The organism is Brucella oryzae, from assembly GCF_041929965.1.
In the GTDB taxonomy this organism is placed as follows: domain Bacteria; phylum Pseudomonadota; class Alphaproteobacteria; order Rhizobiales; family Rhizobiaceae; genus Brucella; species Brucella oryzae.
Genome location: NZ_JBHEEO010000028.1, coordinates 19,445 through 42,272, shown reverse-complemented (window position 1 = coordinate 42,272; position 22,828 = coordinate 19,445). Strand labels below are relative to the sequence as shown.

Here is a 22,828-nt window from a genome sequence, read left to right as displayed (position 1 = left end):
GATGTCATGGCTATTGTTCACAACGATGGTAAATTCGACCGGGAAAGACTTGCAGCAGAAATCAAGGCCCTCAAGGCGCTTGTTCATGATCTCGAACGCTTGCTCAATGGAGAGCATCCAGACCCCAAGGAACTGGCGGAAGCGCCATTGATCAACAACTGGGATTTTGATCGTCGGAACACAACATGCCTTGTGGGCACATTCCTGGGTCATCCGCGTCTGGGACGTATCGTGCCAAATGGCATTACCTCCGAACTCTGGTACGTAAACCCGGACGCAGGATATGCGCGTACATTCAGTCGCTTCTACCGTCTCGGTAAACCGGCCCGTTTTCGGGACGGCAATCGTTGAGGCTGATCTACAAGAACAGAGCGGAAGCCTATCGGGAGAGTGAATAAGGGCAGGACTTCGTAGCCGGGCAGGGAGAAACGAACCGACCCGCCTGACGGCCATATTTTTTGCGTCAGTTGGGAACCATGGATTTGAGCTGCCGCTCGCTGAAAAGCCAGTCATTGTGTTTTCCAGTAACGATGGCTGCACCGTTACGCGTTCTGAAGAAGTCAAATCACCCGGAATGAAATAGTCGGCCAGTTGTGAAAACGCGTGGCGTACGCTGAACGGCCTTGAGTATCGCCCTGTCAAAGCAGTTGCAAGTGGACCACGCAACCAGCTGCATCGATCCTGCGGATTTTGTTCACAATTTGGGAATTCGCGAAATTCCCAAATTGATAATTTGCTCACCTTTGGGGCTGTCAGTGTGAAGTTTTCATATTGCGGGATGATGCGAAGCGCTGAGCTTCCCGGTCAATTGATTTTGCTCCCCGTTTTTCGGCTCGATCGATCTTCCGGGCAACATATGCCTTGGCACGATCTGTCATAGTACGAGGGACGGGAATGCCGTGTTCTCTCATTTTGCTATGCGCCCATTTTTCCGCCTGTAGTTCTTTTACGTGTACGGGCAATTTTGGTCCACCACAGTGAAGATGTGCGTGGGCACACTCATGTAAAAAAATGTAAAGGCTTTTGCGTGTGACTGGTCGCGGGGCTTCTATTCGGCGCAACCAACCGCGATGAACCCCCGACAGGCTTTTCCTGAATTTTACAGTATAACCTTCAGGAACATAGGACATGCCGATTTGGTAGAACCTGTCGGCGGCAGCGCGACGCGCAGCTTGTAATTCCAGGCCTGTCATAGGTTTCATGCCAGCGTGGGTGGGTTTATTATCAATCATCAAATACTCCTTGTTTTAAAATGACTGAGCATCAGCTAAAAAATGCTGACTTTTAAATTAAAGCATAAAAATACAATAATATCAAATGGTTGAATGTTCAAAGGTGGCTGAAATGCCTTGAAACAGGTGTAAACTACCCTGATTTTACCCCCTTAAAATTGAAAATAAATGACATATTGTCGCACTTCTTCTGAAGAAGGAACACGAACCGTTCAAAGGTCGAGTTGACGAACAAACTGGATCAACGAGCCAGCAATGGCTCGGCGTGACCGTACCAGACGAAGCTTGCGGAAACTGTTACCTCAACCTCAGCCTAAACTTCAGCGACGACAACGGTATATGACCGAACCCCGTGCCATGGACTATTACCGTCATCTTTTTCCAGCTAACATCATTGCCAAGCAATGTGGCCGTATTTTTGGTTTCCGCCAAGCTCGGTTTTTCAAATTTTTTATCGGCGGCGCATGACATTGTTTGCGCCGGTGGATTATTGGTCTCACAATATGTCTATTGGCTGGTTGGAGATGATAAAATGTTAAAAGAAATTCCATGGGACATGTATGGCGAGAACGCTCAGGTTCTTGATGAAGCGGACATTCCAGTTTGTGAAGGCTGCGCCTATTTTTGTATCTTGAAATATGAAGGTATCGATCAGCTGATCTCACGGTTACGTATTTTCGATCTCGATATGCGGTTTCACTATATGCTCTACGGTCACTTTTCAAAAACTAATGCGATCATCCTTGCTGGTAGCTTACCGTCCGCGCGCGAAGAGTTCGATGGCGTGCGCTGCCATGTTGGTCAGCTCGAAGTCAGTAGTGGGAGCTTTTATGGAACCGCCCCCATGACCCCGCCTGCAACCAAATACGCACTAAAAGTGGTGGATCCAGGTAATACGACGCTCGCTCGAAATGAGATGTACACGGTCTGGGGCTTCGGAATCCGTCCTTGTTCCACGCATGAAACTGAAATCGCCTTGTTTCCAGAAGAGGAAGCGGTGCGTCGGGCGATAGAAATCGTAGCCGAATACGATTGTTCGATCGACGATGAACGGCGTGAAGAAGATCGAGGACGTTTGGCACCTTGAAAAAGGGATGACCGCAACTGGGTATGAGAAAACATACATCACGGATAAATCCGTGATGTCGAAATCAGCAACAACAAGCGGTAACGACCACTATGTTGTAGGAATTAACAATATACATAATAAAAACAATGTGTTATCGAAAATCAGATAATATTAATTATGGAACTTACAAATATATCTGTTAGAGAGCTCGTCAACTTGCGCCGGCGTAAGGGGCGAAACTTTAAGGCCCGTGACCATCAGGTAGAGCTTTGCCGTCTCTTCCAACTCCTCAATTGCGTATTGCGCGTCAAGCAACGATTTTCCGGATACGACCGGGCCGTGATTTGCGAGGAGCACGGCATGCGCATGACTGATCTTGAGTTGAACGGCCGCTGCTAACCTCGTATCGCCCGGTGGGAAGTAATCGACTATTGGGAGCCTGCCGACACGCATAACGTAATACGCGGTGAGCGGCGGTAGAGCGTCTGCGCGATTAATCTCTGACAAGATGCTGAGGGCAACGGCATGAGTTGAATGAAGATGTAGGACGGCGTAGGCATTCTTGCGGTTGCAGTAAACGCACTGGTGCAGAAATGCTTCTTTTGTCGGTTTGTCGCCTTCGAGATGAACGCCTTCGGCAGAAAATCTAGAGATGCGGTTGGGATCAAGCGTTCCCAACGATGCGTTCGTCGGGGTCATGAGAACTTCCCCGGATGATAGCCGGACGCTGATGTTTCCGGTCGAGCCCGGAGAAAGACCACGATCGAAAAGCGATCTGCCAACCGATGCAATCTCATCCCGGACTTTCGTCTCTTCAGACATGATGGCGATCACTGGCACATTCTCCTGGCTTTTTCAAAGAAGTCCGGCGCGCCGAAATTTCCTGACTTCAAAGCAAGTGCCGGTCCTCCAGCGTCTGGCGCTCTCGTCCACGGAATTCCTGGATCGATCTCGGGCCCGATCTCAAGGGCATTAACAGACAGAGCTGCAGAAATCGCACCCGATGTTTCACCTCCGGCCACAATAAACCTGCTGAAACCGACCGATTGTAAGATGGCTGCCAGTTCACCGAGGAAGTCTTCGACCAATGCCCCGGCCTCGTCACGGCCCAACACCTCCTGGGCCTTTAGAACATCCGCAGGATCCGAACTGGAGTAGATGATTGGTGGCCAACTCTGCGATGCCTCTGCCCATTCCGCAACAGAAGCCACGTCAAGTGCGCCAGAAGCGATTGCGATCGGATCGATTTTGGTCGCTGGATAGCCAAGCCCGATAACATGGTTCACCTGGTCTCGGGTTGCAACCGAGCAGGAGCCGGCAAGAACCACCGATCGGCCTTGTGGCCAGGCGAATTCTGCACTTCTGCATTCGCGATGATACGCTGCAGCATGGTTACGAGCAAGAGCTCCACCAATCCCGGCGGCGCCCGTCACCAGCATTCGGTCACTGCTGGCTTTGCCGATTATGTTCAAATCCTCAGTTGTCGCGGCGTCGGCAATCAATATGCGGAGGTTCTGTGCCGCCGCCGCCCTTATCCGTGCCGCCACCCTCTCCGGCCCGGCTCGGACATCGGCCGCCGCAAGGATGCCAACAGGCACAGCGGTCTGCCTCTGCAGGACACGAACGAGATTGAAATCGGTCATCGGCGTGAGAGGATGATCTCTCATCGAACTCTCGGACAATAACTTATTCCCGACAAACAGATGTCCTTGAAAGACCGTCCGGCCATTTTCCGGAAAGGTTGGGCAGGCGATCGTGATGGTTTCTCCCAGTTCCTCAAGCAGCGCTTCGATAACCGGCCCGATATTGCCGGCGTCCGTTGAATCAAACGTGGAGCAGTATTTAAAAACGACTTGTTGGACGTCGCGAGCTCGCAGCCATGTCACGGCGCTCCTTAACAGCGAGACAGCCTCGGACGCCGGGATCGTCCTCGACTTCAAGGCGATGACGACGGCATCCGCGTTCCGCCCGAAAGCGCCATCATCTGGAATTCCATTGACCTGCACAGTGCGCAAGCCCTCTCGGGCGAATGCGAGTGCAATGGGCTGTGTCGCAAAATTTTCACTTCTGCTGAGCTATGTGAGCGTCAGTGCGCATAATTGAGTGAGGCGAATGCGAATGACGGTCGCTTTCAAAGGTACCCATTTTCCAAAAAGTATCATCCTGCATGCAGTCTTCTTTTACGTGCGTTACCCGGTTTCCTATCGTGACCTTCAGGAAATTCTGGCAGAACGCGGCATTGCTGTGGATCATGCGACCTTGAACCGATGGGTTGTCCGGTACTCACCGCTGATCGCTGCCCAGGCGCAATCGCGCAAGCGACCCACGGCCCGTTCCTGGCGTGTTGACGAGACCTATATCAAGGTTCGTGGTCAATGGACCTATCTGTACCGAGCCGTTGACCGAGATGGCCAAACACTGGATTTCATGCTCTCCGAACGCCGGAATCTGGCTGCAGCACGGCGTTTCTTCAAGAAAGCCATCGCAGCCAACGGTGTTCCAGACAAAATTGTCATTGATAAAAGCGGAGCCAATCTGGCCGGAGCACAAGCTGTAAACACAATCCTGAAAATCACCGGTCACAGCAAAATGATTGAAATCCTGCAGGTTAAATATCGCAACAACATCCTTGAGCAGGATCACCGGTTTATCAAGCGAATTACCAAACCGATGATGGGCTTTAAGGCGTTTCATTCAGCCGCAGCGACAATCGCGGGCATAGAAGTGGCGCATATGATCCGTAAGAAGCAGTTCGCAAATGACAACCGCTCGCCATTTAAAGTCTTTGCGGAGCTCGCAGCATAATTGCGTCTGAAGATCTGGCCGCTTCTAACATCATGATAAATTTGCGACATAACCCTATGGGCCATGCGCGGGGCAATCTTCGGTCTGGGGCTTGTTCAGGTTGCCGCCTGCATCGGCCTGCTGATCTGTGTCGGGCTGGCGCTTGGCTACCCCGTGGCGCAGAGCTTCGTCGCCGGAACCGGCTTCGTGCTGACCTCGACCGCCATCGTCATGCAGATGCTGGAGGAACGCCGGACGGCCGGTGCCCCGAAAGGCCGCCGTATCGTCGCCATCCTGCTGCTTGAAGACCTTGCGATCGTCCCGCTGCTGGCGCTTGTGGCCTTCTTGGCGCCGAGCGCGGAAGCAGTCACGTTGGGAGAGCGGTTGACCGCCGTCGCGATCGGACTTGCCTCCATCCTTGGGCTGGTGCTGGCCGGGCGTTATCTGCTTGATCCACTGTTCCGCCTGCTTGGCAAAGCCAGGGCGCGTGAGGTCATGACGGCCGCGGCGCTGTTGGTCGTACTCGGCTCGGCCTTCGCCATGCAGCTTGGAGGCCTTTCGATGGCGATGGGCGCCTTCCTCGCTGGCGTGCTTCTGTCGGAATCGTCCTTCCGCCATCAGCTCGAAGCCGATATCGAACCTTTCCGGGGCCTCCTTCTCGGCCTGTTCTTTCTTGGTGTCGGTATGGCGCTCGACCTGTCGGTCATCGCCGCCAGCTGGCGGCTGATCCTGATCGCGGTCGTCGCCTACATGGCGCTGAAGACGATCGGCATATATGCCGTCGCCCGACTGTTTCGCGCCGACAATCGCGAGGCGATCGAGCGCGCTGTGCTGATGGCCCAGGGCGGTGAGTTCGCCTTCGTGCTCTATGCCGCCGCCGCGACCGCCGGCATCATCGACGCCCAGGCCAACGCCACCCTGACCGCGACGATCATCGTCTCCATGGCGCTAACGCCCATTATGGTCATCCTGCATGATCGTCTGATGCCCAAAAGCGCGCCGTCGATGGACGGTGTCGAAGCTGCTGACGGGCTGTCGGCGAGTGTACTGCTGATCGGCTTCGGTCGGTTCGGACAGATCGTGAGCCAGCCGCTTCTCGCCAGCGGCTGTGCGATCTCCATCATCGAAACCGACACGGATACGATCCGTGACGGACAGGATTTCGGGTTCAAGGTCTGTTATGGCGACGGGGCAAGGCTCGATATCCTCCACACGGCTGGAGCCGGCTCGGCAAGCCTCGTTATCATTGCCGTCAACGACCGCGAGGCGAGCCTGAAGATCGCGGAACTGATGAAAGCGGAATTTCCCCTGGTGCCGGTTCTCGCCCGGTCGTTCGACCGCGAGCATGCCATCGAACTGGTGCACGCCGGGGTCGCATGGCAGATTCGGGAAACCTTCGAGTCAGCCCTGGCGCTCGGCGAGAAAGCGCTGGCATTGATGGACATCGGCGACGAAGAGCGCACGCGAGTGATGGACGAGGTTCGCCGTCGCGACAGCGAGCGTTTCGCCATCGAGACTGCCGAGGGAATCTACGCCGGCCGGGTCTTGATCCATGGCAACGCCTCACAGGCGGGCACCCATAACCCATCGAGGGACGCGTGATGGCATTGCACAAAAAGACAGGCGGCTTGCCGGACGTTATCGCCGACGTCGTCGCCTTCTGGGCGGACGCCGGCGAGCGAGGCCAGTGGTTCGCCAAGAACGCGGCCTTCGATCGTGCCTTCCATGATCGCTACGTCGATCTGCATATGGCCGTCGCGAGCCGCCGGCATGACGACTGGATGGCGACGGCCCAGGGTGCGCTAGCTCTCCTGATTCTCACCGATCAGTTTCCGCGCAATGCGTTTCGCGGGACAGGCCGCATGTACGCCACTGATCCGCTCGCCCGCTCTTATGCACGGCAAGCGCAGGACATGGGTCACATGGAGCATGTGGACCCGGACTTGAGGCTGTTCTTCTGTCTGCCGTTCTCACATTCGGAGGATCTGAACGATCAGGATACATCCGTCGTCCTCAATGCCCGATTGGGCCAACCGTGGCTCAGTCTTGCGGAAGGGCATCGCGACATCATCCGGCGCTTCGGACGGTTCCCCCATCGCAATGCGATCCTGGACCGAGCGACAACAGAGGATGAGGCTTCGTTCCTACGCTGCGGCGGTTTCCCAGGTTGACTTGAGTGCACGTAGAAAATTTAAGTGCTTGCGTCCCATCAGCTTGTCTGCCTCGCGGCGATGGCAGACGCGGGAAACTTCCGTCGTCGTCTAGACGGCGAGAAGTGCAGGCAAAAGAGCGCAATATCCGGGCTTCCGCCATGTTGGCAAACACCCGGATATTGGTAAGGCCCACTGGGCGAAAGCTCTTCAAAGTGCCGCGATAGGACGCCGCTATCGTCAAGCGTCGGCTTCGCCTGGCAGCAACTACTTCAGCATCTCAGACGAGACTGCTCCGTCGAGGCCCGTTGTCCCGTAAAGCCACGCAACTGAATCATGCCAATCCTCAGCGGTCTTCGCGCGCATCATCGCATTGCGAAGCCGCGCATGGGCGCCGGCCGGATGGTAGATATGTTGACCGATCTCGCGAGATTGAAGCTGAATGCGCGCGGTACGAAGCGCGCGCTTCGAATTGTAGGCGAGGAGAGCGCTTTCAAGGCTGCCTTCGTTGCCCTCGAGCTCCGCGGCAAGGCAGACGGCGTCTTCCATTGCCATACAAGCACCCTGGGCAAAATATTGCAGCATCGGGTGTGCAGCATCGCCCAGCAACGCGACCCGCCCATCGACCCAGTTCGATACGGGATCGCGGTCACAAAGGACCCAAAGTTTCCAGTCTTTGCCGCGCTCGATCACCTGGCGAGCGACCGGAGCCACATGCGCGAAACCTTTGGCGACCTCTTCTTTCGTGACCGGCAAGCCCGCAACCGGTTCCGCCGCGTCGTTATGGTAGGTCACCACCAGATTGAAGGTTTTCCAACCGGAAAGCGGATAATGCACGATATGGCATTTTGGGCCGGCCCAAAGTGTAGCCGCGTTCCAGCGAAGGTCTTCGGGCATCTCTTCGATCGGAATGACGGAACGATATGTGGTGTGCCCCGAAACGCGGGGGGCGCCATCACCGACGAGCTTGCGGCGTATGTTCGACCAGAGCCCATCGGCCCCGATCAGAGCCCTACCGACGACCGCTTCGCCATTGGCCAGGAACGCTGTGACGCTGGAACCATCCTGATCATAGGTTTTCACCTCCGACCCGACGCGCAGCTCAACCAGCGGGTTTTCCTGGCAAGCCCGCAGAAAGACGCCGAACAGTTCGCCACGATGGACGACTGCGTAGGGATTTCCAAAGCGGGTGCGAAACGTATCGTCGAGCGGGATACGCGTAACTTCCTCGCCGGTCATGGCATCCATGAAGCGCAGGCTGTCAATATACACAGCCATGCGCCGCGCCATGTCGCCGACGCCGAGATAGTCGAAAGCGTGGAAGGCATTCGGCCCAAGCTGGATGCCCGCGCCGATTTCACCAAGTTGCGGCGCCTTCTCCAGGACGATGGAGCGAAACCCTTTGCGGGCGAGGCCCAAGGCCGCTGCAAGGCCGCCAATGCCGCCCCCGGCGATGATAATGGGAAGCTGTTCGGACATGATATTTCCTCCACAAGCAGCCCGCGCGTTCGCAACGGGCGTAGTTCTCTTTTATTCGCTATCGGGTTGACGGGATGGGTGCGCGGACGCAAAGGCCGCAAGCGCATCGCAGGCATGCCCAATTTCAACGAGCCGCGGCATGGCCGAGAGGTCGACGCCGAAGCGGTTTGCGGAATAGAGTTGGGGGACAAGGCAGATGTCCGCGAGGCTCGGACGCGCGCCAAAAGCAAATGGACCGGAACGATCTACCTTCGTCAGCAGAGCTTCGCACGCAGCAAGCCCGTCACCGATCCACCGGCGACACCAGGCGTCGAGTGCTTCCTGCGACTGACCGAGTTCTGTCCTCAGATAATCCAGCACCCGCAGATTCTGCAGCGGATGGATGTCGCACGCGATCGCCAGTGCAAAGGCTCGAACCTGAGCGCGGCCAATCGCGTCCGCCGGCAGGAGCGGTGGCTCGGGAACTGTTTCATCCAGCCATTCGGCGATCGCAAGCGATTGCGTGAGAACCGCGCCGTCGACTTCAAGGGCCGGCACGAGGGCTTGAGGATTGAGCGAACGGTAAGCCGGTGCCTTCTGTTCGCCACCGCCCCGCCGCAGGTGGACGGAAACAGCATCGTAGGAAACGCCTTTTAAGTTGCAGGCGATGCGGCAACGATAGGCTGCCGAACTGCGGAAATAGCCATGCAGAATCATGCTTCGGCCTCCCCGATCGTCAGGGAGACGGGAGGAAGACCGTCGATTTCTCCGACCACGACATTGCCCGGCATGACTGCGCCGACCCCCGCGGGCGTGCCCGTGAAGATGAGGTCGCCGGCATCAAGATGGTAGAAGCCCGACAGGTGCGCGACGATTTCGGGCACAGACCAGACGAGATCGGAAAGACGCGCGTCCTGGCGAGTCGTGCCATCCACGTCAAGACGGATGCGCTGTTTTCCGACGGCGCCGAAGTCGGTTGCCTTGACGATGTCCGACACCACCGCCGACTGTTCGAAATCCTTGCCGAGATCCCACGGCCGCCCCTTGGCGCGCGCATCAAGCTGCAGATCGCGGCGCGTCATGTCGAGCCCAGCGGCATAGCCGTAGATGGCCGGCGCGGTCTCGTCCGGGCGGAGGCGGAAGGCTGGCCCACCGATGGCGACAACCAGCTCCATCTCATAATGGAAATTTGCGGTGCCCGGCGGATAGGGTAGCGTCAAACCGCTGCTCACGGCCGACAGCGGCGACTTTAGAAAATAGAAAGGCGCCTCGCGGTCGACCTCGACGCCCATTTCCTTGGCGTGCTCCGCATAGTTGCGGCCGACACAGAAGATGCGATGAACGGGATAGGTCGCCTCTTCTCCAAGGACCGCGATGGAGGGAAACGCCGGAGACGGAAACAGTTTGCGGGACGTCATTGATGTTCTCCTGTCTGAGGCGCCCACGCGGCGCCATCGAATTGCTTGCCGAGTCGTGGTTAGCTCTGCTGATCGTTCGTACTGATGCTCGTTGGCCGGATCTCGCCCGGCACGTCGCTTAATCGGCCGCCATTTCCGAGAGCCACGGCGCTGAGCCAAAGCGTGACGGCGCGTTCGCGAACCATCTGCCTCGGCGTCACCCGGCGGCCCGTCAGCGAAACGACCGCACGGTCCCATGCCGCATCCGTCAGGTCACGCCATTCGACATTCAGATGTGCCTGGGCATGCTCGAAGAGGTAGCGCAACGCGTGGGCCGGAAGGCAGGCACCCAGCACCTCGTCATCGGGCTCCTGTTCGGGGTCGCCAAGACTTTCCTCCCCGCGTTCTTCGCGCGCGGCTTCTGCGATGCGCGCCATCGCGCGGGCCTCGTACCCGACGCGAGCGACAATCAACCGGCGACCGACCCCGTTCAGGGACGAACTGCCGTCGAGCGCCACATCGTCGAGCTCGTTAAGCTTGCGGGCAAAATAGGCCGCTCCTCGTCGTGCCAAGAGAAGGTCGGAAGCCGGGGCCGCGGCTGAATCATACCGTGCGCCCTTGCCTTGCCGAGCCCGGAGCGCGGCGAGCGCCTCCCGCTCGTCGAGTGGTCGCTCTTCCACGTTCATCTCGGTTCTTCCTCAACGAACACGCGGTCAAAATGCAGGCGCTCCATGATCGGTGCATCGGAAAAGCGGAAGAGATCGAACCGCGTTTCGGCCTGCAGCGACCAGGATATCCAGGACGGCACGACGAACAGATCGCCGATGTCGAGCCGGTGTTCCACATCACCGAGCACAACAGAGCCGCGACCATCGAACACCTGGAAGACGGATGACCCCACCTCACGGCGTGGCGGCGTCTGCGCGCCCGCCCTCAGCCGGTGAAACTCGGCACGAATGGTCGGCATGACATCGCCGCCGGTCGTCGGGTTGACGAAGCGTATGGCGGCATGGCCCTGTCCAACCGTTGCGGGCTGGCCTTCATCCTCCAGAAGAAGCTGCTCGGTCAGCGCCCTGTCCGTGTGCTCCCATCGGTAGGCGCCGATGGGCGAGCTGACGGTGCTCTGCAAGCCGGACAGCGGACGCAGACCTGGATGGCACCACAGGCGCTCGCCGCGTGAGAAACGCGGCGTCGCGTAGTCCGTCACCCGCTCAGAACCGAACTCGAAGAAGCCGACATCGTTCTGGTAGGAAAAGGGAATATCCAACCCGTCGATCCAGGCCATCGGCTGGTCGGTATCGTTATGATGGCCATGGAAATGCCATCCCGGCGTCAGCAGGAAATCGCCACGACTCATGCGAACAGGGTCGCCGTTCACAACCGTCCAGACGCCCTCGCCTTCTACCACGAAACGGAAGGCATTCTGGGCATGACGATGCTCAGGTGCGGTTTCCCGCGGCCCGAGATACTGGATCGCCGCCCAGAGCGTCGGGCTCACATAGGCGTTGCCGCCGAGGCCCGGATTTGCCAGTCCAAGCGCTCGTCGTTCGCCGCCGCGCCCAACCGGCACGAGATCGCCGGAGCGCTTTGCCAGCGGATAGAGGTTGGCCCATTTCCAGACATGCGGCACGGCCCTCGGTTTGGGATGAACCGGCATGAGATTCCCGAGCTGCGTCCACAGGGGCTTCAGATGCTCGCGCTCGAAGCCGGCATAGAGTTCGCGCAGTTCCGGCGTATCGTCCGGCTGCATAGCGTTCTTGACCGCCGCGTGGTCCTTCGTCGTCATGATTTTCCTCCTCCTGATCAGAAGGCTGCGCGCCGGGCACGAGCCTGTTCGACCCAGAGTTCCCAGGGCCGATGAACCTGCGCTTCGATGTTCTCGGCTGCCGCGCGGCATTCCCCCTCTGTGAGGTACACGACCTCACCGAGCTTGCTGGCATCCATCAGGTAGCGGGCATTGAGTTCGGCATAGATTGCCCGATAGACCGCGCGCTGGACGCTGTCGGCGACGACGGTGGAACCATGGCCGCGCATCAGCACGATATCGCTGGCATCGAATTTCCCGGCGAGAGCGCGTCCGAGATGGTTGTTGCTGACAAGCAGGTCGGTCGCGTCGCCGCCCGCCTCGCGGATCTCGTAGACCGGCACATCCTGACCGACGAAACCGGCCATGTGGAACACGGCGTTCATGCGGAAATTCTTGGCGATGCTGAACGGTACAATGGCGTGGGAATGGCTGTGCACCACGGCCTTGACGTCGGGCCGGCGACGGTAGATTTCGCCGTGGATGAAACGTTCGAGATAGACCTTGCGGCCAGCAGCGTCGACCGCATCGCCATCGAGCGTGAATTCGACGATATCCTCTCGGCTCACACGGCCCGGCGCCATGTTGCGGGCGAGAAGGAACCGGTCGGGCCGCTTGTCATGACGAACGCTGACATGGCCGAAGCCATCCACCACGCCCTGGTCGAAAAGGATATGATTGGCTGCAACCAGGTCCTCGATCAGTTGCGGGGACGGCGGTGGCCCAGCCTCGGCTGTGTCGGCGATCGCGACGGCAATGGGCTGATGCGGATTGTCAGGCGAACACATGAGCGTAATCCTTGGCAAGTCTGTGAAAACAGATCGGCTTCTTTCCTGCCCGGCCGATCAGCCGAGCATGATGTTGATGGTCTTCGCTTCGGTGTAGGACAGCATCTCCTCGATGCCCTCTTCGCGACCGACGCCGGAATTCTTCATTCCGCCGAAGGGAACGCCGAGGAAATGGTTGGAGCAGCCGTTGATCCACATGTGGCCCGAACGCACGCGGCGCGCGACGTTGAGTGCGTTTTTGATGTCGTTGGTCCAGACGGCGCCCGTCAGGCCGTATTCCGTACTGTTGGCGAGGGCGATAGCCTCTTCCGCGGTCTTCCAGCGGCCAACAGACAGAACCGGACCGAAGACCTCTTCCTGCCAGAGCCGCATGCCGGGTTTGACGTCGGCATAGACCGTCGGCTCGACCCAGAAGCCCTTTTCGAAGCCGCGCCCGACAGGCCGCTTGCCTCCGGTCATCAACCGCGAACCGTCGTGACGGGCCGTTTCGAAGAAGGACAGCACCTTGTCGTACTGCACACGGGAATTTAGCGGCCCCATATCGGAAACCGGATCGGCGGGGTCGCCGACCTTCAGCCCCGCAACGCGCTCGACCACGCGCGCCAGCACGGCATCGTGAATATCCTCATGCAACAGAAGGCGGCTGGTCGAACCGCAGGACTGCCCCTGCCAGGTGAAGTTCATGCCCCGAACGGCGGCGGCGGCGATCACGTCGGGATCCATGTCCGGGAACGCGATCAGCGGGTTCTTGCCACCCAGTTCCAGCGTGACGTGCTTGACCGCGACCTCGGCCGCTGCCCGCTGGATCGCACGCCCCGTCACGGGAGAGCCGATGAAAGCGATGCGCTTGATATCGGGATGGCGGACAATCGCGTCGCCCACCGTCGCGCCCGTTCCCGTCAAGATGTTGAACACCCCCGGCGGTAACGCTTCGCGCGCAACTTCCGCCAGGACGAGAGCGGAGAGCGGACTGGTTTCCGGCGGCTTGACGACGACGGCATTGCCGGCGGCGAGCGCCGCGGCAGTCCGGGCGACGGCGAACATCAGAGGATGATTGAACGGCGCGATGCGGGCGACGACACCGTAGGGCTCACGCACCGTGATATGCAGATTCTCGGCTGTTGCCGGAATGGTCTCGCCCTTCAGCTCGTGGATGAGGCCCGCATAATAATCCAGGCTCTCCACAGCCATGCCGACATCGCCGCGCATCGGCGTGATCGTATTGCCGGTATCGGCAACTTCGACATGCAGGATTTCTTCCGCCCGCGCCTTCAGCGCGGCTCCGAAGGCCCGCAGGCGCGCCCCACGCTCCGACGGTGTCAACGCCGCCCAGGCGGGCCAAGCTGCTTCCGCCGCCTCGACAGCACGGGCGACATCGTCGCGTGTGCCGCGCGGAGAGCGGCCGATGATTTCCTCGGTCGCGGGATTGATGGAGTCGTCGAATTCCCCGGTAGAGCCGTGCACCAGCTCGCCACCGATCAGCATGCGATCGGATGCGGTCACGTAAGCCATGACAATGTTTCCTGTTAATGTGTGGCGCCGAGCGCCATCTGATCGTCAGTAAGTGATCATGCCGCCATCGACATTCAGAAGCTGGCCGGTCACCCAGCGCGCCTGTCGCGAAAGCAAAAATGCAATGGCGTCCGCAATGTCATCCGGGCCGCCCGCCCGTTTGAGGCACTGTTGCTCGATCATCGCTTCCTTCTGCGCCGGTGTGACGGTTGCCCGCTCCACCTCGGTGAACGTCGGGCCCGGCGTCAGGGTATTCACACGCACGCCGAACGCGCCGAGTTCGCGCGCCATTGCCCGGGACAGGCCCATGACGCCAGCTTTTGACGAGACATAATGGGCGTAGTTCGGCCGTCCGAAATGAATGGTCGAAGACGCTATATTGACGACCGATCCTTCCCCGGAAGCCACCAGCGCCTCGCGAGCCGCGCGCGTCATATTGAACACGCCCTTCAGGTTGACAGCCTGCACGCGGTCCCATTCTTCACTTGGGATGTCCCAGAAGGGGCGCATTTCGAGCGTCGAAAAGATGGAGGCATTGTTCACCAGGCCGAAAACGCCGCCAAAGGCATCCTTGGCCGTTTGAATGGTGGCGCGGCAGCTCTCCTCGCTGGCGACATCCGTTCGAACGAAGAGCCGGCGACCGGTGCCAGGTGCCGCCTCGAGCGCCACAGCCTCGCCCTTTTCGGCATTCCAGTCGGCGATCAGAACATCGACGCCCTCGGCCACCAGGCTGAGCGCCAGCCGTCGGCCGATACCCTGCGCCGCACCGGTGACGACAATAGCGCCTTTTTCAGGATAACGAGTCATAACTTTCTCCCAGTCAGGCCGCAGTGTCCGTTGTGTCGGTGATGTCGAGCAGGCATGTAACGAGCGATGCGTCTCCCTTGCGCACGGTTTCGGCTTCGAGCAGAGAGCCACAATCGGTGCAGACATGTTCGCGCAGTTCCAGATCCGCGTGGGTGCGGATGTGCGGGCCATAGGACGAGGGCTCCACGCGATAGCTACGCGCCCGCACCTTCCAGTCTTCGTCGGTAGGGCCGAGATCGCAGCCGCAACCACACCTGAACCTGCCGTTCGCGACCTGCATCTCGCCCGCACGCGCCACCCTCTGCGGTGCATTGCCGCCAAGCCGTCGAGTCCGGATCGCATGACGCTCGGCCTCCGTTTCGGCGGCGGCAACGCGATCGTCCACGATGATGACGCCATATTGCGCGCGCGCAGCCTCGACGCTTACATGCCCGTTCAGGACATCCACAAGCACCGCGGCCAGATCACGTTCCAAGGGATCGCCGTAGCCGCCACCGCCCTGGAAGGCGTATCCGAGCACATCACGCTGGCTGAGCCCCATGCGACCCGGCTTCGGCCCCAGTTGCTCGACGCCGACGTCGAGAAGCGCCGCCATGTTCCCGGCAAGGCCCGCGATTGTCGCCGGATCACCGGCGTCACGAAGCAGGATATTGCGGCCGCACGCGCCCGGCAGGCCGCCGAACTGACCGGTCGAATTGGGAACTTCGACCCCATGGCCGAGCATCATCGCCTGCAATCCGTCCGTGCCATAGGGAACGATAGCGAGGGCCGTGCCCGCGCCGCCTCGCTGGCGGCCCGGCCCGCCGGTATCACGAACAAAGGAACGGAACAGGTAAAGAAACGGCCCGTTGCCTTCGTTCGCCTCGACGTTGGCGATGGCGGGACGCGGGACGCAATAGTCGCCAGAACCGTCGAGGCCATCATGGTCCGGAAATGCGCCGCCGCCGCCGGCCGTCGAGTCGAGCAGGAACGTGCCGAACGGTGCACCGTCTCGGTCCTTGCCTGCGAGCGTCATCACCATCATATGGCCCTTGGTCACCGCCTGGCCCTCATTCCGGTGCTCCGGCGAGCAGGCGACCATGCGTGACAGGGCCGCGACTACGACGTTCTGCACGATCCAAGCCGTCGAGATCGTTCCCGAGGAAATCGGAGCCGGCCATGTCGCGTTGCACAGAATGCCCTCGGGTGCGACAAAATCGACGGCCCGCATGATACCCTCGTTCCAGCGGATACGCGGCGCGAGAATGGGCAGGAGGCCGGTCAACGCCGCCCCTCGCATGCCTGAGGCGGTGCAATTGATGAAGCCCGGCGCCTGCGGCGAGGTCCCGGTCATGTCGAGGGTGAGCCGGTCGCCTTTCTTGGTGGCCGTCACGCAAACCTGGTAGAGTACGTTGTCGTGGCCATCATGCTCGATGTAGTCGCGAGCACGGAACACGCCGTCGGGCAAGGACGACAGCACCTGTCGCACCTGCCGCTCGGAGCTGGCAATCTCCTCGCGCATGATGGTATCGACGACATCACCGCCATAGCGGTCCATCAGTTCGACAAGCCGGCGCACCGCGACGTTGTTGGCCGCGATCATGGCCTTGAGGTCGAGGCCGAGCACATGGGGCAGGCGCGTCATGCCCATGATCATCTGCCAGAGGTCCTGGCGCAGGACGCCGCCCTCGACAATCCGGATACCGGGCAGCAGCATCGCTTCCTGCTGGATCTCCGTGGCGCCGATCGCCCAGGAGCCAAAGCTCATGCCGCCGACGTCGAGCTGGTGAGCGCAGGAGCCAGCCCAGGCGACGTGCCGGCCATTGTGGAAAACCGGCGCGACGATGGAAACGTCGGGCTGGTGGATCGCACCGCGATAGGGGTCGTTGAGGATGAACATATCTCCTTCACGAATCCCGGGATTGTCCGAGAAGTTCTCGTTGATCGAGCGGATCACCGAGGACATCGTGCCGGTATGGAAGAGGACCTGCGGCCCCATCGTGACGATCGAACCGTCGGCAAGGTAGAGCCCGTTGTTGAAGTCCGTCGCCTCGGTGACCACAGGGGAGCCGGAAACGGATTTCAGCGTGATCGCCTGCTCTTCGGTGATCGCCTGAAGCTTGTTGCGTACGACCTCGAAGGTGATCGGATCGATGGTTTTCTTGTCGCTCGCGGCCATGTCAGATCTCCTCCCGCTGCTCGATGGTGATGTTGGAATGGCTGTCAAGCCGGGCGATCTGGCTCGCTGCCACGAAGACCGAGGTTTCGGGGTGCTCGATGACAGCGGGTCCTTCCACGGTGAAACCCGTCGGCAGGTCACGCCAGTTGTAGACGGCGCAATCCATGCGGCGCCCGACCACCGGCTCGAAAATCGAGCGACGGCCTGCCTTCGGCGTCTCGGTCGGCGTGCGCAGGGCTATTTCCGGACGGCGCGTCTTGCCGAATGCCTCGATGCGGATATTGGTCAGCTCAATGCCGGCTTCACGGAACGCCGAACCCTTGCCGTAGGTCTGCTCGTAGGTCTGTTCGAAACGGTCAACAAGGCTGGCGATGGCAGCATCGGTAACGGCGCCGTCGTCCAGCGGAATGATCAGATCATTGGTCTGCCGCCGGTAGCGCAGGTCCGCTGTGCGTACCAGGCTGACATCCGACGCCGTGACACCGGCCCGGCTCATGGCTTCGAGGCACTCGATTTCAAGCTCCGCGAGGGTTGCGGCGATACGGCCGGCTTCCAGCCCTTCGCCAAGCGGTCGGGATCCCCCACCGCCGCGCATGAGAAGCGCCCGTTCGGTGGAAAACTGCAGATCGGCAGCCAGCGCCCCATAGGCGGAATGCGCCATCGATGTGACGGGCACCACCATTTTCGGCACGCCAAGCTCCGCGCCGTAGCCCGCACAGTGCACGGGGCCCGCGCCACCGTAGGCGAAGATCACGAAGTCCCGCGGATCGAATCCGCGGCCGATCGTCACCTCGCGCAATGTATCGGCCATCTGCGAGTCGACGATGCGGCGAATGCCGGCGGCCGCCTCCTCAACGGAAAGGCCGAGCGGCTTGGCGATGTGCGTCTCGATCGCGGTGAGGGCGGCATCGCGATCCAGCTTCATCTTGCCGCCAAGGAACGTCTCGGGATCGATGACGCCAAGAACGACATCCGCATCCGTGACCGTCGGCAACGTGCCGCCACGCCTGTAGCATGCAGGGCCCGGCCAGGCGCTGGCGCTGTCTGGCCCCACGCGAAGTTGGCCGTCGATGACGCGTGCGATGGAACCACCGCCGGCGCCAATGGCCCGCACCTCGATCATCGGCGTCGCGATATGGAATCCGCCAGCCTCGTGGTTGGTCGACATCAGCGGCTTGTCGTCGACGACAATGGCGACGTCGAACGAGGTGCCACCCATGTCCGTGGTAATGAGATTGCGGTAGCCGAGCTTCTTTGCAAGATGAACTGAACCCATGACGCCGCCGGTCGGGCCTGACGTGACGAGGGTGACCGGCCGCCGGGACGCCTCGGAAACCGGCATGACGCCGCCGGCCGAGTTCAGGATGGAAAAGGCCCCCTTGAAGCCCTTGCGGCGCAGCATCTGCTCAATGCCGTCAAGGTAGGAGACGACTTTCGGAGCGAGATAGGAATTGAGCGCAGCGGTCGCGGTCCGCTCGTATTCGCCGAGGACCGGCGCGATCTCGCTCGACAGGCTAACATAAACCCCCGGCGCCTCTTCGCGGATAATCCGTGCGGCGGTACGCTCGTGTTCCGGATTGCGAAACCCCCAGAGGAAGGCGACTGCGAATGTCTGTACGCCCTCTGCAACCAGCGAACGGACCGCTGCGCGGACCTCTTCCTCATCGAGCGGCACCAGGATCGTGCCGGCATGATCGACGCGCTCGCGCACCTCTCGCACCAACTGTCGCGGCACGATCGGCTGCGGATAACGCCGCCGCGAGTACCAGCCGAGCCGGTCAACCGGAACACCAGCGGTAAATCCCATCAACCGCTGGATTGCCAGCGTATCGCCAAAACCGCGTGTAGCAATCAGGCCGGTCCGCGCACCATCGCGCTCAATGACGGCATTGGTCGCCTGTGTCGTGCCGTGGCCAAATGCGGTGACCTTGGCCAATAGCTCCTCGCCCGACATGCCCCGCTGCCGGGCCGCATCTTCGACTGCATTGAAGACGCCGACTTCCAGTTCGCCAGGCGTCGATAGCGCCTTCGTTGTCACCAGGTCGCCGTTCTCGTCCAGCATGACGAGGTCCGTGAACGTCCCTCCGATATCCACTCCCAGAAACATTCCGCTCCTCCCGAATTGGCTGCGCACCCTGCCGAACCCTCCGCGCCATACGGCACGGCCTCATCATTTTGTGGCGAAGGTGTCCGCGGGATCTTTGGCGCCGCGGTTAAGGAGGAAGATAGCCGTCGTTTTAGAGCCTATCCAATATATAATTTCACGAGAACCATAGTCATTTGCGTATGCATTATCGCAGCCTAACTTGGCTTGCCGGCCATCTACCTGATGGGCAGCTTGACGTCGGAAGACTCAAAACCGACCGGCGGCTGGCCGTCCACCGCCGCGTCGCGAACATAATCCATCAAGCTGGACTGAAAATCGGAGAAGCTTTTGTCCCGTCTGCTCACCAGAAAGACAGGGACAGAAAGATCAACGCCTGGCGTCGTAACACGACGCAGGAGACCGCGCTCGCATTCGTCTCGCACCGATGTCTCCATCACGAACGCGACGCCTGCATGAGCACGGACCGCCTGTTTCATGGCCTCAGGATGCCCAAGTTCGAGAACGACTCGTCGACCAACGATGCCATGGGCGCGCAGTGCGTCCTCCTCCAGCTCCCGGCGAACCTGATTGCGCGGTGACGATACGAAGGGAAGGGCAGCTATTTCCTCCGGCGACACTGCTTCACCGGCGAGGGTACTGCCAGCGGCCGCAACCAGCACGAGACGCTCGGTCCATAGTTTTTCGACATTCAGTCCATCCACGTCATGGCGAGGATCTAGAATGCACACACCAAAATCGCAGCTCCCATCGCGAACGGAGGCGGTCACGAGTTGGGGATTGGAGACGAGAAGCGAGATACCTCCTGTCGCGTGCACCTGGCGAAACGTGGAAAAAAGGGGCGGGAGCACATAGGAAGCGACGGTCATCGACGCCGAGACAATTGCCGTCCCCACTTCGGCATCCCCTGAGATATTGAGTTCGCGCTCCAATTCGCGTGTCCGTGTGATGACTTCGTTGGCCCAGGTATGTACCCGTCTGCCGGCAGCCGTCAGCACGAGGCGTCGGCCGCTACGCTCGAACAGCCGGACGCCCAGTTTTTCCTCCAGGAACCGGATATGTGCCGTCACAACCGGTTGCGCGACGCGCATGCGCTCGGCAGCACGCGTCACGCTCTGGAATTCACAAACCAGACAAAAGATTTCCAGCTTGTGCAATGTCATCTGCGACGCGAAAACCCGTTCCACTTTCCCTCCACAGGCGGCTCGGCACGTTTCACAAATGCCGGCCGCAGCGAAGCCTTATCACAATAGCTGACGTCACCCCACCGCGAGTGTCGTATGCTCGATGAACGGTTCCGCATCGAAGAAGCCGCCTACCGCCTCGATGAAGATCAGAAAATCCGGCGAACCCATGAAGCCGACCGTGTGGTCCTCCACCTTTTCCCACGCAACCAGAAACACATAGGCGCGCTCGTTCTCGACCGAGCGACGAACCGAAAACCCCTTGTTTCCGGCCGCCTTCAGGAAAAGAGGGCGCAGCTGCGTCACCGCCTCCTCGAACGCATCACCGCAACCGGATTTCACGACGACGCGTGCGATTTCCAGAATCCCGCTCATATCTTCCCCCTTGCATCCCGCTTCATTCCGGGATCGCGCCGATGCCGTTCAGCGCATCAAGCGCCTTGGCTGGCAGAACGATCTTCGCTGCGGTGACATTTTCCTTGAGATGAACAAGCGAAGACGTGCCCGGAATCAACAGGATGTTCGGCGATCGCTGCAGCAGCCAGGCAAGCGCCACCTGCATCGGCGTGACCGACATCTCGCGGGCGACGTCCGACAGCGCCGCCGATTGCAGCGGCGAGACACCGCCTAACGGGAAGAACGGCGTGTAGGCGATTCCATCGGCCGCCAGTTCGTCGATGAGCGCGTCGTCCTGCCGGTTTGCGACATTGTAGAGGTTCTGGACACAGACAATTTTCGCTATCGATGTGCCTTCGCGATATTGCCCGTGGCTGACATTGCTCAATCCGATGTGGCGGATCAACCCCTTCTGCTGAAGCTCAGCCAGCGCCTCGAGCGGCTCCACGATCGAGTCTTCCGTGCGGCCGAAAGCGTCGCCGACTCGAAGGTTTACAACATCGAGCACGTCCAGCCCGAGATGACGCAGATTGTCCATGACGGCGGCAACCAGTTCCGCCTTCTGGCGCGCCGGCACCCAGGATTTATCAGCGGTGCGCGCGAAGCCAACCTTCGTGATGATGACCAACCCGTCTGGGTAGGGCGAAAGCGCCTCGCGGATCAGTTGATTGGAAACGTGCGGACCATAGAAGTCCGACGTGTCAATATGATTGACGCCGAGTTCAACAGCCGTCCGGAGCACGGCAAGCGCCGTGTTCTTGTCGCGTGGCGGCCCCCAGACCTCGGGCCCCGGCAGTTGCATCGCACCGAAGCCCATACGCGCTACGCTCAAAGCGCCGCCGGCGAATCTATAAGTTGCATTACCCATTGATCACCCCTTCTGGCTGCTGCGCTATAACGTTCGCCGTCCGCGCTCATTCGTCCGGCGGCCACTTCACCGGATCCGTGAGAACTGCCGCCGAGAAACCTCCATCGACCGCGATGTCGACGCCATGCACCCAAGCCGAGACGTCATCCAGCAAATAGGCAATCGTGGGCGCGATATCCTCCGCCACGGCGGCACGGCGCGTGCGCGCGATGTCGAAGTCGATGAACTGGTCGCCTAGCGCCGAACGGAATTCGCGCAGCATTGGAGTAGCTACGGGTCCCGGGCTAACTGTGTTAATGCGCCGCTCGGACGAAATCCATTCCACGGCCTTCATCTGCGACCATGCGATCAGCGCCTGCTTGCTACGGGAATAGGAGTGCAGCCCGTCCTGCGGATGCTGTTTCAGCCAGGCAAGGCCGGCTTCGTAGTCCGGCGTCAGCGCCAGCTCTTTGAAGAACGGGAACCATTCAAGCCAGCGGATGGCGGTGCCGGAGGCGACATTCACCACGGAAGCCGTAGGCGACAGCATGGGCTCGATGCGGGTGACGAGATGGCGGGTGCCGAGGAAGTTCACTTTGAACTGGAGTTCGGTTGGCGCAGCAGAGGATGCGCCCGCCACGTTGGCGATGCCGTCGAAGGTTCCCCCGAGCGCGGCGAGGACGCCGTCAATGCTGTCGCGATCGGCAAGGTCGATCTTGCTAAACGTATCGAACGATATGTCGGCGGGTGCTTCGCTGCGGTCGACGCCGACCACCTTCGCTCCGCTCTCCACCAGCAAACGCGCAGTCGCGGCGCCTATACCAGACGAAGCGCCCGTGACGAGAATTCTCTTGTTAGCCAATGACATCTATTTACCTCCTAATGTGTTGTGTCACGAATGGGAACGTTCTGCCTGCAACGCCGATGCAGGGAATTCACGCGGTGGCGCGTGGGAGACAGGCACTAGCGGTGCCGATGAAAAACGACGGATGATCCCCAAAATACCGCCCGGCTCCACGATGATGATGGCAATAGCCACGACGCCGAGGATCACGAAATGCCAGGCACCGAGATTGGCGAAGTAGCCGCGGATCGCGAAGAAGAAGATGGATCCGAGGATCGGCCCCTCTATGCGTCC

General features: G+C 60.0%; 21 protein-coding genes and 2 pseudogenes. 5 read left to right on the top strand and 18 right to left on the bottom strand.

All coding sequences use genetic code 11. The annotated features are described in order from the left end of the window. The first annotated feature begins 6 nt into the window (after positions 1-6). The gene (locus tag JNC70_RS20410; protein ID WP_024899740.1) at positions 7-351 is read left to right on the top strand and encodes a DUF6634 family protein; all 345 of its coding nucleotides are present in this window, start codon (positions 7-9) and stop codon (positions 349-351) included. 401 nt (positions 352-752) lie between these two features. Here JNC70_RS20410 and JNC70_RS20405 read toward each other — a convergent pair whose 3' ends face one another. Then, positions 753-1,232 carry a hypothetical protein gene (locus tag JNC70_RS20405; RefSeq protein WP_146200164.1) on the bottom strand — a complete coding sequence of 160 codons (480 nt, stop codon included), beginning with the start codon at positions 1,230-1,232 and terminating at the stop codon, positions 753-755. A gap of 352 nt (positions 1,233-1,584) precedes the next feature. On the opposite strand from JNC70_RS20405, the gene JNC70_RS20400 reads away from it, so the two are divergent. After that, positions 1,585-2,319, top strand: coding sequence for a hypothetical protein (locus tag JNC70_RS20400; protein ID WP_374788903.1), 735 nt, complete (start codon positions 1,585-1,587; stop codon positions 2,317-2,319). Positions 2,320-2,472: 153 nt separating this feature from the next. Here the strand turns inward: JNC70_RS20400 and otnC are convergent, their stop codons facing one another. Further along, on the bottom strand, positions 2,473-3,123 hold the full coding sequence (gene otnC, locus JNC70_RS20395; protein ID WP_374788910.1) for a 3-oxo-tetronate 4-phosphate decarboxylase: 651 nt from the start codon (positions 3,121-3,123) through the stop codon (positions 2,473-2,475). Positions 3,124-3,131: 8 nt separating this feature from the next. Then, complete coding sequence (gene otnK / locus JNC70_RS20390) at positions 3,132-4,343, bottom strand: 3-oxo-tetronate kinase (RefSeq protein WP_374788909.1); 1,212 nt, start codon at positions 4,341-4,343, stop codon at positions 3,132-3,134. Positions 4,344-4,419: 76 nt separating this feature from the next. On the opposite strand from otnK, the gene JNC70_RS20385 reads away from it, so the two are divergent. The 3 genes and pseudogenes from JNC70_RS20385 (at position 4,420) to JNC70_RS20375 (ending at position 7,256) form a co-directional block, all read left to right on the top strand. After that, complete coding sequence (locus tag JNC70_RS20385) at positions 4,420-5,106, top strand: IS6 family transposase (RefSeq protein ID WP_374788902.1); 687 nt, start codon at positions 4,420-4,422, stop codon at positions 5,104-5,106. A 54-nt stretch (positions 5,107-5,160) separates the two neighbouring features. Next, a pseudogene (locus JNC70_RS20380) lies at positions 5,161-6,687 on the top strand (cation:proton antiporter domain-containing protein); the annotation flags it as partial. After that, entirely contained in the window at positions 6,687-7,256 is a 570-nt protein-coding gene (locus JNC70_RS20375) for a DUF924 family protein (RefSeq protein WP_374788901.1), read from the top strand. The pseudogene JNC70_RS20380 and the gene JNC70_RS20375, both read left to right, overlap by 1 nt. A 246-nt stretch (positions 7,257-7,502) precedes the next feature. Here the strand turns inward: JNC70_RS20375 and JNC70_RS20370 are convergent, their stop codons facing one another. The 15 genes and pseudogenes from JNC70_RS20370 to JNC70_RS20300 form a co-directional block, all read right to left on the bottom strand. Next, the gene (locus JNC70_RS20370; protein WP_374788900.1) at positions 7,503-8,714 is read right to left on the bottom strand and encodes a 3-hydroxybenzoate 6-monooxygenase; all 1,212 of its coding nucleotides are present in this window, start codon (positions 8,712-8,714) and stop codon (positions 7,503-7,505) included. Between the two features lie 51 nt (positions 8,715-8,765). Then, positions 8,766-9,410: a maleylacetoacetate isomerase gene (gene maiA / locus JNC70_RS20365; protein ID WP_374788899.1), complete on the bottom strand. Its 645-nt coding sequence runs from the start codon at positions 9,408-9,410 to the stop codon at positions 8,766-8,768. Continuing rightward, positions 9,407-10,111 carry a fumarylacetoacetate hydrolase family protein gene (locus JNC70_RS20360; RefSeq protein ID WP_374788898.1) on the bottom strand — a complete coding sequence of 235 codons (705 nt, stop codon included), beginning with the start codon at positions 10,109-10,111 and terminating at the stop codon, positions 9,407-9,409. Before JNC70_RS20360 ends, maiA begins: the two co-directional genes overlap by 4 nt. Positions 10,112-10,170: 59 nt before the next feature. Beyond that, positions 10,171-10,662 carry a maleylpyruvate isomerase N-terminal domain-containing protein gene (locus JNC70_RS20355; protein ID WP_374788897.1) on the bottom strand — a complete coding sequence of 164 codons (492 nt, stop codon included), beginning with the start codon at positions 10,660-10,662 and terminating at the stop codon, positions 10,171-10,173. 110 nt (positions 10,663-10,772) lie between these two features. Then, positions 10,773-11,876: a cupin domain-containing protein gene (locus tag JNC70_RS20350; protein WP_374788896.1), complete on the bottom strand. Its 1,104-nt coding sequence runs from the start codon at positions 11,874-11,876 to the stop codon at positions 10,773-10,775. Between the two features lie 17 nt (positions 11,877-11,893). Further along, complete coding sequence (locus JNC70_RS20345; RefSeq protein ID WP_374788895.1) at positions 11,894-12,682, bottom strand: class II aldolase/adducin family protein; 789 nt, start codon at positions 12,680-12,682, stop codon at positions 11,894-11,896. 57 nt (positions 12,683-12,739) lie between these two features. Beyond that, positions 12,740-14,194, bottom strand: a complete 1,455-nt coding sequence (locus JNC70_RS20340) for an aldehyde dehydrogenase family protein (protein WP_374788894.1) — start codon at positions 14,192-14,194, stop codon at positions 12,740-12,742. Between the two features lie 45 nt (positions 14,195-14,239). Beyond that, complete coding sequence (locus JNC70_RS20335) at positions 14,240-15,001, bottom strand: SDR family NAD(P)-dependent oxidoreductase (RefSeq protein WP_374788893.1); 762 nt, start codon at positions 14,999-15,001, stop codon at positions 14,240-14,242. A gap of 13 nt (positions 15,002-15,014) precedes the next feature. Further along, positions 15,015-17,159, bottom strand: a complete 2,145-nt coding sequence (locus JNC70_RS20330; RefSeq protein ID WP_374788892.1) for a hydantoinase B/oxoprolinase family protein — start codon at positions 17,157-17,159, stop codon at positions 15,015-15,017. Position 17,160: 1 nt separating this feature from the next. After that, a complete protein-coding gene (locus JNC70_RS20325; protein WP_374788891.1) occupies positions 17,161-19,266 on the bottom strand; it encodes a hydantoinase/oxoprolinase family protein in 2,106 nt (701 codons plus the stop codon). A 215-nt stretch (positions 19,267-19,481) separates the two neighbouring features. Beyond that, entirely contained in the window at positions 19,482-20,450 is a 969-nt protein-coding gene (locus JNC70_RS20320; RefSeq protein ID WP_374788890.1) for a LysR family transcriptional regulator, read from the bottom strand. A gap of 72 nt (positions 20,451-20,522) precedes the next feature. Further along, on the bottom strand, positions 20,523-20,822 hold the full coding sequence (locus JNC70_RS20315; protein ID WP_374788889.1) for an antibiotic biosynthesis monooxygenase family protein: 300 nt from the start codon (positions 20,820-20,822) through the stop codon (positions 20,523-20,525). 22 nt (positions 20,823-20,844) lie between these two features. Next, a complete protein-coding gene (locus JNC70_RS20310; RefSeq protein WP_374788888.1) occupies positions 20,845-21,711 on the bottom strand; it encodes an oxidoreductase in 867 nt (288 codons plus the stop codon). 46 nt (positions 21,712-21,757) lie between these two features. Further along, complete coding sequence (locus JNC70_RS20305) at positions 21,758-22,552, bottom strand: coniferyl-alcohol dehydrogenase (RefSeq protein ID WP_374788887.1); 795 nt, start codon at positions 22,550-22,552, stop codon at positions 21,758-21,760. 30 nt (positions 22,553-22,582) lie between these two features. Next, positions 22,583-22,828, bottom strand: a pseudogene (locus JNC70_RS20300) (hypothetical protein); the annotation flags it as partial.